7 protein-coding genes and 1 pseudogene are annotated in these 7840 nt (G+C 71.1%); 3 read left to right on the top strand and 5 right to left on the bottom strand.

Going from position 1 to position 7840, the window contains the following annotated elements:
* The 3 genes from G6021_RS01375 to G6021_RS01365 all read right to left on the bottom strand — a co-directional run.
* On the bottom strand, window positions 1-895 hold an 895-nt coding region (locus G6021_RS01375), incomplete at its 3' end, for an alcohol dehydrogenase catalytic domain-containing protein (RefSeq protein WP_182640512.1).
* A 14-nt stretch (window positions 896-909) separates the two neighbouring features.
* Window positions 910-2097: an acyl-CoA dehydrogenase family protein gene (locus G6021_RS01370; RefSeq protein WP_182640511.1), complete on the bottom strand. Its 1188-nt coding sequence runs from the start codon at window positions 2095-2097 to the stop codon at window positions 910-912.
* A complete protein-coding gene (locus G6021_RS01365; RefSeq protein WP_182640510.1) occupies window positions 2094-3359 on the bottom strand; it encodes a CoA transferase in 1266 nt (421 codons plus the stop codon). Before G6021_RS01365 ends, G6021_RS01370 begins: the two co-directional genes overlap by 4 nt.
* 124 nt (window positions 3360-3483) lie before the next feature.
* Here G6021_RS01365 and G6021_RS01360 point away from each other — a divergent pair, with 124 nt between their 5' ends.
* Genes G6021_RS01360 through fabG form a run of 3 tightly spaced genes read left to right on the top strand, consistent with a single transcriptional unit; the run spans window position 3484 to window position 6588 of the window.
* Complete coding sequence (locus G6021_RS01360; protein WP_182640509.1) at window positions 3484-4680, top strand: acyl-CoA dehydrogenase family protein; 1197 nt, start codon at window positions 3484-3486, stop codon at window positions 4678-4680.
* Complete coding sequence (locus G6021_RS01355; protein WP_182610416.1) at window positions 4677-5861, top strand: CaiB/BaiF CoA-transferase family protein; 1185 nt, start codon at window positions 4677-4679, stop codon at window positions 5859-5861. Before G6021_RS01360 ends, G6021_RS01355 begins: the two co-directional genes overlap by 4 nt.
* The gene (fabG, locus tag G6021_RS01350; protein ID WP_179525660.1) at window positions 5848-6588 is read left to right on the top strand and encodes a 3-oxoacyl-ACP reductase FabG; all 741 of its coding nucleotides are present in this window, start codon (window positions 5848-5850) and stop codon (window positions 6586-6588) included. Before G6021_RS01355 ends, fabG begins: the two co-directional genes overlap by 14 nt.
* 34 nt (window positions 6589-6622) lie before the next feature.
* On the opposite strand, the gene G6021_RS01345 is transcribed toward fabG, so the two are convergent.
* Complete coding sequence (locus G6021_RS01345) at window positions 6623-7381, bottom strand: FCD domain-containing protein (protein WP_179525659.1); 759 nt, start codon at window positions 7379-7381, stop codon at window positions 6623-6625.
* 8 nt (window positions 7382-7389) lie between these two features.
* Window positions 7390-7840: pseudogene (locus tag G6021_RS01340) on the bottom strand (acyl dehydratase); the annotation flags it as partial.

Here is a 7840-nt window from a genome sequence, read left to right as displayed (position 1 = left end):
CCCGCGCGAGGTCGACGTCCAGCACCGTCCCGGCCGGCGGGATGCCCACCACGACGACCCTGCCGCCCTCCCGCGTGATGTCCGTGGCCTGGCGGGTGGTGGCGGCCGAGCCCAGCGCCTCGAAGGCGGCGTCGACGCCCCGGCCCCCGGTGATCTCCATGACCGCCTCGGTCGCATCGACCTCGCGCGAGTTGATCGTGTGGGTCGCACCCATGCGCCGCGCCAGGGCGAGCTTCTCCTCGTCCACGTCGACGGCGATGACGGATTCGGCGCCACTCACCGCGGCCAGCTGGACGATGTTCTGCCCGACGCCGCCCACGGCCACGACCGCGACCGACTCACCGGTCCGGACGTCCCCGACGTTCCGCACGGCACCGTAGGCGGTGAACAGCGAGCACCCCAGGATCGCCGAATCCGCCAGATCCAGTTCCTCGGGGAGGGTGAACACCGCGGTGGCGGGCGTGACGCTGTACTCCGCCAGGCCGCCCATCGAGTACATGGACAGCGGCTCTCCGTTGGCGCGGTGAAGCCTGGTCTCGCCGTCGTACAGGGTCCCGCGCAGGCGGTTGTACTCGAAGAAGGTGGCGCAGAGGTCCTCCATCCCGCGGGCGCAGTTCTCGCACCACCCGCACGGCATGATGAACGAGCCCACCACGCGGTCACCCGGGCGGACCGCCGTCACGCCACGGCCGACCTCGGCGACGACTCCGGAGACCTCGTGCCCCAGGACCCCGGGGAGCGGGAACCCCACCTCGCCCTTCATCACGTGGAGGTCGGTGTGGCACACCCCGCAGGCCGTGTTGTGGATCAGGACCTCGCCCTCCCGGGGTTCGGGGATCGGGATGTCCTCGAGCACCAGGGGGGATTCCGTGTCCACGCACACCGCAGCCTTCATGGTGGCGACTGTACTCAGTGGTCGCGGCCGAGGAGTTCATCCGAGATGATCCGCATCTGGATCTCGCTGGTGCCCTCGAAGATGCGCGTCAGCCGGGCGTCGCGCCAGTGCCGCTCCACCTGGAAGTCGGTCGTGTACCCGGCCCCGCCGTGGATCTGGACGCCCTGGGAGGTCACCCGCTCGGCCATCTCGGTGGCCACGAGCTTGCACATGGCGGCCTCGAGCGAGCAGCGACGCCCGGAGTCGATGTCCGTGGCCACCGAGAACATGAGCTGGCGCGCGGCCTCGATGTCGGCGGCCATCCGGGCGATCTCGAAGCGCAGGTACTGGAACTCGCCGATCGGTCGGCCGAACTGTTCGCGGGTGGCGACGTAGGCGATCGAGTCCTCCAGCGCGGCGCGGGCCAGGCCGATCGCGCGGGCGGCGGTGTGGGCGCGACCGACCTCCAGGCCGGAGACCGCCAGGTAGAAGCCCCTGCCCTCCTCGCCGAGCAGCGCCGAGGCGGGTAGCCGGAAGTCGTCGAAGGACAGCTCCCAGGTCTGCCAGCCGAAGTATCCGATCTTGCGGACGGGGTTGCCGGTGATGCCCGCGGGGAACACGCCGCGATTCTTCTCCACCAGGAAGGCGGAGATCCCGCGGTGGGGCTTGGCCGGGTCCCGGACCGGGTCGGTACGGGCGAACAGCACGAGGTAGTCCGCCTGGTCGGCGTAGGTGCACCACATCTTGGTGCCGTTCACCACCCACTCGTCGCCGTCGCGGACGGCTCGGCAGGAGATGTTGGCGACGTCGGAGCCCGCCTCGGCCTCCGACAACGCGTAGGCGCCCAGCCACTCGCCGCGGGCGACGCGGGGGAGCAGGCGCGCCTCCTGATCGGGGGTGAACCCGCCGCCCATCCCGTTGCCGCGGGCGAGGAGACCGGAGACCGACAGCCACCCGCGGGCGAGCTCCTCGGCGACCAGGCAGTACTCGAACACGCCCAGGCCGAGCCCGCCGTGCTCCTCGTCGATCATGATGCCGAAGAAGCCGATATCGGCCATCTTCTGCCGGAGCTCGTCGGGGATGTCTCCCTTCTCCGGGTCGAGGCGGTTCGCGAGCGGCAGGACCTCCCGGGCGGTGAAGTCGCGGGCCAGATCGCGGATCGCGAGCCGCTCCTCCGTGAGGTACACGGGGACACCGTCGCGGGCGGCGGGCTTGTGGGTCATGACTCAGGTCCCTGCGGTGGTGGGGCGATCGGCGGTCGTGGGGCGACCGGAGGGCGGGGGCGATCGCCGGTGAGGCGATCGGTGTCGGCGCCGAGGTCCGGCGCGGGACCGGTGGCCAGGTGCCGGCCGTCGAAGGTCGCGGGGTGCGCGGCCGCGAGGTACGAGCCGATCCCCGGCTGATCCAGTGCAGCGAACAGCGGGTTGGACTCGAGATCGCCCTCCGCCACCACCTGGTCGAACGTGCGGTACCGCTCGTGCAGCACCACCGAGTCCTCCAGTGCCCGGGTGACCTCCGCCGTGGTGTGGGCGGAGAACCATCGGGCGAACAGTGCGGCCAGGACCTCCCGGTAGGAGTACCTGTCGGCCTCGGTACCGAAGTCGGCGCCGGTGGCCGACTCGAGGGCGTCAACGGCGTCCCGGGTCCCGGTCACCCGCGCCAGGTCGTGGAAATGCCTGGTGGTCAGGGCGACCACCATCACACGGCCCCCGTCGGCGGTGGTGAAGTCCCTCCCGAACGTGCCGTAGACGTAGTTGCCGACGGCGGGCCGGGTGGACCCGTCGAGTTGCGGCTCGGTGAGGTAGCCCAGCGCGCCGGCGGTGGCCAGGGCGACGTCGTCCAGCGGGAGCACGATGCGTCGGCCCCGGCCGGTCCTCTCCCGCTCGCGGACGGCGGAGACCACCGCCAGAGCCGCGTGGAGGCCCGCGGCGACGTCCCAGGCCGGCAGGGCGTGGTTGACCACCTGCCCGGCGCCCTGTCCACCGCCCTGTCCGCCGTCTTGTCCACCGCCCTGCCCGCCGTCCTGTCCGGTGATCGCGGGGAACCCGAGGGCGGCGTTGACGGTGTAGTCGACCCCGGGGCGGCCGTCGCGACGTCCGAGCAGTTCGAGGGTGATGACATCGGGTCGGACCGCGGCCAGACGCTCATGGCTCATCCACTCCCGGCCGGCGGAGTTGGTCACGAGGATTCCCGAGCCCTCCCCGGGCGCGGTGACGAGGTCCCGGAACGACTGCCGGCCCTCGTCGGACCGGAGGTCGAGGGTCACCGAGGACTTGCCCCTGTTGAGACCGGTCCAGTAGATCGAGGTTCCGCCCGGGGCGAGCGGCCAGCGGTGCACGTCCGCCGCGCCGCCCACCGGGTCGACGCGGATGACCTCGGCGCCGAGCTGGGCGAGCGTGAGCCCGCACAGGGGAGAGGCCACGAAGCTGGAGAGTTCGACCACGCGGATGCCGCTGAGCGGTCGCGACTCGCTGGATTCGGCCATCGGTGGCTCCCGGGGGTCCGGCGGTGACTATTGCCCCGCTCCGTAATTGATGATAATAGTTTGAAGCATACTTCACCGGATCGTGGTTCCGCGAGGGCCATCACGGACGACAGAGGACACAGTCATGAGCGATCAGGCGGACTCGGTGGGGCCCGAGGTCGACGCGGAGGACTTCGCGGCCATCCTCGCCACGACCCGCGACTACATCCGGACCGTGGTGATGCCCCGGGAGCGGGAGATCGCCGACGCCGACGCCGTCCCGGAGGACATCCGGGCCGGGCTGGCCGAGATGGGGATGTTCGGGTACGCGATCCCGCAGCAGTGGGGTGGCCTGGGGTTGGACCTGACCCAGGACGTCGAGCTGGCGATGGAATTCGGGTACACCAGCCTGGCCATGCGGTCGCTGTTCGGCACCAACAACGGGATCGCCGGGCAGGTCCTGGTGAACTTCGGCACCGACGAGCAGAAGGCGGAGTGGCTGGAGCGGATCGCGTCCGGCGAGGTGATCGCGTCCTTCGCGCTGACCGAGGACGGTGCGGGGTCCAATCCCGCCGGGCTGGCGACCAGGGCCGTCCGGGACGGCGACGACTGGGTCATCGACGGCACCAAGCGCTTCATCACCAACGCGCCGGTGGCGGATCTGTTCGTCGTGTTCGCCCGGACCCGCCCCGCGGACGCCGGTGGCCCGGGGATCGCGGTGTTCCTCGTCCCCGCCGACGCGGCCGGGGTCACGGTGGGACCGAAGGACCGCAAGATGGGCCAGGAGGGTGCCCCGACCTCAGAGGTGGAATTCAGTGGTGTCCGGGTCCCCGCCTCGTCGCTGGTGGGGGGAGACGAGGACGCCGGGTACCGCGCGGCGATGACGTCCCTGGCCCGCGGTCGCGTGCACATCGCCGCCGTCGCCGTGGGGTCGGCGAGAAGGGCGCTCGACGAGTCGCTGGCCCATGCGGCCACCACCACGCAGGGGGGCACGGCCGTCGGCGACTTCCAGCTGGTCCAGGCCATGATCGCCGACCAGCAGGTCGGGGTGATGGCCGGACAGGCGCTGGTCCGGGAGGTCGCGGCCAAGTACGTCTCGGGAGAGGACCGACGCATCGCCCCGTCCGTCGCCAAGCTCTACTGCACGGAGATGGCGGGGAAGGTCGCCGACCTGGCCGTCCAGATCCACGGCGGCACCGGGTACATGCGGGGCGTGGTGGTCGAGCGGATCTACCGGGACATCCGCCTGCTGCGCCTCTACGAGGGGACCAGCGAGATCCAGAGGCTGATCATCGGCGGCGGCCTCATGCGCGGTGCGACACGCGAGGCCACCGCACGATGACGGGAGGCGGGCCGCTCCCTCTCGAGGGGATCACGGTCGTGGCGGTCGAACAGGCCGTCGCCGGCCCGTTGGCCACCCGTCACCTCGCGGACCTCGGCGCCCGCGTCATCAAGATCGAGCGGCCGGGGGAGGGTGACTTCGCCCGGTCCTACGACGACACCGTCCACGGCCTGGCCTCGCACTTCGTCTGGCTCAACAGGGGCAAGGAGTCGATCGAGCTCGACCTGGCCTCCGACGACGGGCGGCGGGTCGCGCTCGAGCTGGCCGACCGTGCGGACGTGGTCCTGAGCAACCTGGCACCCGGGGCGATGGACCGGTTGGGTCTGGGGGCCGCTGCGCTCCGGTCGAGGAAGGACGAGCTCGTCGTCGTCACCCTCTCCGGGTACGGCGACGCGGGGCCGTACTCGGGCCGCAAGGCCTACGACATGCTCGTCCAGGCCGAGTCGGGGTTGTGCTCGATCACCGGTACCCCCGAGACCGCCACCAAGACCGGCGTCCCGGTCTCCGACATCGCGACCGGGATGTATGCGCTCTCGGCGGTCCAGTCGGCGCTGTTCCGTCGGGAGCGGACCGGGCTCGGTGCCACGATCGAGGTGTCGATGTTCGAGGCGACAGCCGAGTGGATGGGCCACCCCATGTACATCCGGATGTACGCGGACCGGCAGGTCGGGCGCATGGGCCTGTCGCACGCCTCGATCTGCCCGTACGACGCCTTCCCCACCAGGGACGGACAGGTGCTCATCGGGGTGCAGAACGACCGGGGATGGGCGGCGCTGGTCCGCGACGTGTTGGACCGGCCGGATCTCGTCGACGACGAGCGGTACGCGACCAACATCGCCCGCGTGGCGCGCAGGGCCGAGGTGGACGCGCTGATCGGGTCCCTGACCAGGGAGTACGACTCGGAGGAGCTGGCCGCGCGACTCGACGACGCCGGTGTCCCGGCGGCCCGGCTCAACGATGTCGCCGGACTGGTCCACCACCCGCAGCTCGAGGCGCGGGACCGGTGGCGCGAGGTCGACACCCCGGCCGGATCCGTCCGCGGCCTGCTCCCGCCGATCACCTACGCGGACGTAGAGCTACCGATGGGGCCCGTGCCGTCACTGGGCCGACACACCGATGCGATCCTGGCCGAACTGGCCGGGCGGGCACGAGGAGAGGACACACGTCATGGGACTTCTTGAGGGTAGGACCGCGGTCGTCACCGGAGCCGCGCGCGGGATCGGGTTGGAGATCGCGCGGACGTTCATCGACAGCGGGGCGCGCGTCGTGATCGGGGACATCGACGACGAGGCGGGCGCGGCCGCGGTCACCGAGCTGGGCGGCGAGGACGCCGCACGGTACGTGAACTGCGACGTGCGTGACGGGGCGGCGATCGAGCACCTGATCGACGTGGCCGAGGAGGCGTTCGGGCCGCTCGGGGTGTTCGTGAACAACGCCGGTGTCACCCGCGACGCCACGATGCGCACGATGACCGAGGAGCAGTTCGATGACATCATCGCGATCCACCTCAAGGGAACGTGGAACGGCACCCGCGCGGCCGCCGGGCGGATGCGGGAGCACGGGGGAGGGGCGATCGTCAACGTCTCCTCCATCTCCGGCAAGGTCGGGCTGAAGGGTCAGACCAACTACTCCGCCGCCAAGGCGGGGATAATCGGATTGACCAAGGCCGCCGCCAAGGAGGTCGCGTTCAAGAACGTGCGCATCAACGCGATCCAGCCGGGGCTCATCCGCACCGCCATGACCCTGGCGATGCCGCAGCACGTCTGGGACGAGAAGATGGCCGAGATCCCCCTGGGCCGGGCCGGCGAGCCCTCCGAGGTCGCGCAGGTCGTGCTGTTCCTGGCCAGCGACATGTCGAGCTACATGACCGGTACGGTCCTCGAGATCACCGGCGGCCGCCACATCTGATCCGCCTCGGACGGGCACGGCCCGATGACCCGGGTCAACCGTCGAGGTCCCACCGGATCGGCCTCGCGAGCGCGCTGTGGAACCGCTTCTCCAGGTACGTGGTGTGCTCGTGGATGTGGACCGACATCAACCGGGACGCGGTGTCGCCGTCCCGGTCGGCGATCGCGGCGTAGATCTCCTCGTGGATGTCGCACGTCAACTCGCGCTGCCGCCTGGGGTAGGTGATGCCCATCGAGGCTCCGGCGATCAGGCCGCTCAGCGCATCGAAGAGGTAGCCGAAGAGCGCGTTCCCGGAGCTCCAGGCGATCAGCTCGTGGAATCGCTCGGAGTGGGCCGAGAACGCGGCCTGGTCGCCCATCTGCTCCCGCGTCTGGCGGAGGTTCTCGGCGAGTCCGGCCAGTCCGGCGTCGTCGATCCGCGAGGTGGCCAGACGGGAGATGGTGGGCTCCAACGCCGTGCGGGCCTCCATGATCGTGGAGAACGGGGCGTTCTCGAACTGCAGGAGCAGGCTCAACGTGGCGGCCAGCGTCCCCCCGTCCGGTTGCTGCACGATCGGCCCGCCACCGGGCCCGGGCTTGAGCATGAGCACGCCCTGCAGCTCCAGGTAGCGCAGCGACTCGCGGAGCGTCCCGCGACCGACCCCGTACTGCTCGAGCATGAGGTGTTCCGGGGGCAGCCGGTCGCCGACGGTGTTCCCGCGACGGGAGATGTCCTCGACGATCTGCTGGGCCACCAGGAGCGCCGTCTTCTTGGGACGGCCCACCCCCGGCCGCGTGCCGCCTTCTGAACTCATGACAACCATTATCCCCGATCCGGGCGTCCGGGCATGAGTACCGTGTACGACCAGTCCAGGACGGGAGCGTCACCGTCCGCCCGGTGGGCGGTGACGAGCGACCGCAGATCGAGCGCCGTCCCCCCGTCCGGGAGATCGACCGCGGCCCCGATCACGAGCTCGCTGCTCAGGGTGTCGCCCTCGCGGACCGGGCCCACGTGGTCGCAGGAGTGCCAGCCGAGCACGGTGAGCATCGTCGGCAGCGCCCGGGTGGCCTGCGACAGCGTGAGTCCGATGGTGTGGCCGCCGTAGACCAACCTGCCGGCGCCCGAGACGCGGGCGTCGTGGTGGGTCTGCGCGATGTTCAGGGTGAGCCGGGCCAGTTCCGGGGCGCTCGAGACCACGTCGGCGCCCGGGCGCAGGACGGTGCCCTCGGCGGGGAGGGGGTCACCCGCCCCGGGGACCGCGGCGCGGTAGGCG

This window comes from Dietzia sp. CW19 (genome assembly GCF_014145265.1).
Taxonomy (GTDB): domain Bacteria; phylum Actinomycetota; class Actinomycetes; order Mycobacteriales; family Mycobacteriaceae; genus Dietzia; species Dietzia natronolimnaea.
This window is presented reverse-complemented; position numbering and strand designations above follow the sequence as displayed.

What these genes read in the sequence shown, in the direction of transcription:
- G6021_RS01345 (WP_179525659.1), bottom strand. Translation starts at nt 7,381, where the DNA reads ATGAGTTCAGAAGGCGGCACGCGGCCGGGGGTGGGCCGTCCCAAGAAG.
- G6021_RS01355 (WP_182610416.1), top strand. Translation starts at nt 4,677, where the DNA reads ATGACGGGAGGCGGGCCGCTCCCTCTCGAGGGGATCACGGTCGTGGCG.
- G6021_RS01370 (WP_182640511.1), bottom strand. Translation starts at nt 2,097, where the DNA reads ATGACCCACAAGCCCGCCGCCCGCGACGGTGTCCCCGTGTACCTCACG.
- fabG (WP_179525660.1), top strand. Translation starts at nt 5,848, where the DNA reads ATGGGACTTCTTGAGGGTAGGACCGCGGTCGTCACCGGAGCCGCGCGC.
- G6021_RS01365 (WP_182640510.1), bottom strand. Translation starts at nt 3,359, where the DNA reads ATGGCCGAATCCAGCGAGTCGCGACCGCTCAGCGGCATCCGCGTGGTC.
- G6021_RS01360 (WP_182640509.1), top strand. Translation starts at nt 3,484, where the DNA reads ATGAGCGATCAGGCGGACTCGGTGGGGCCCGAGGTCGACGCGGAGGAC.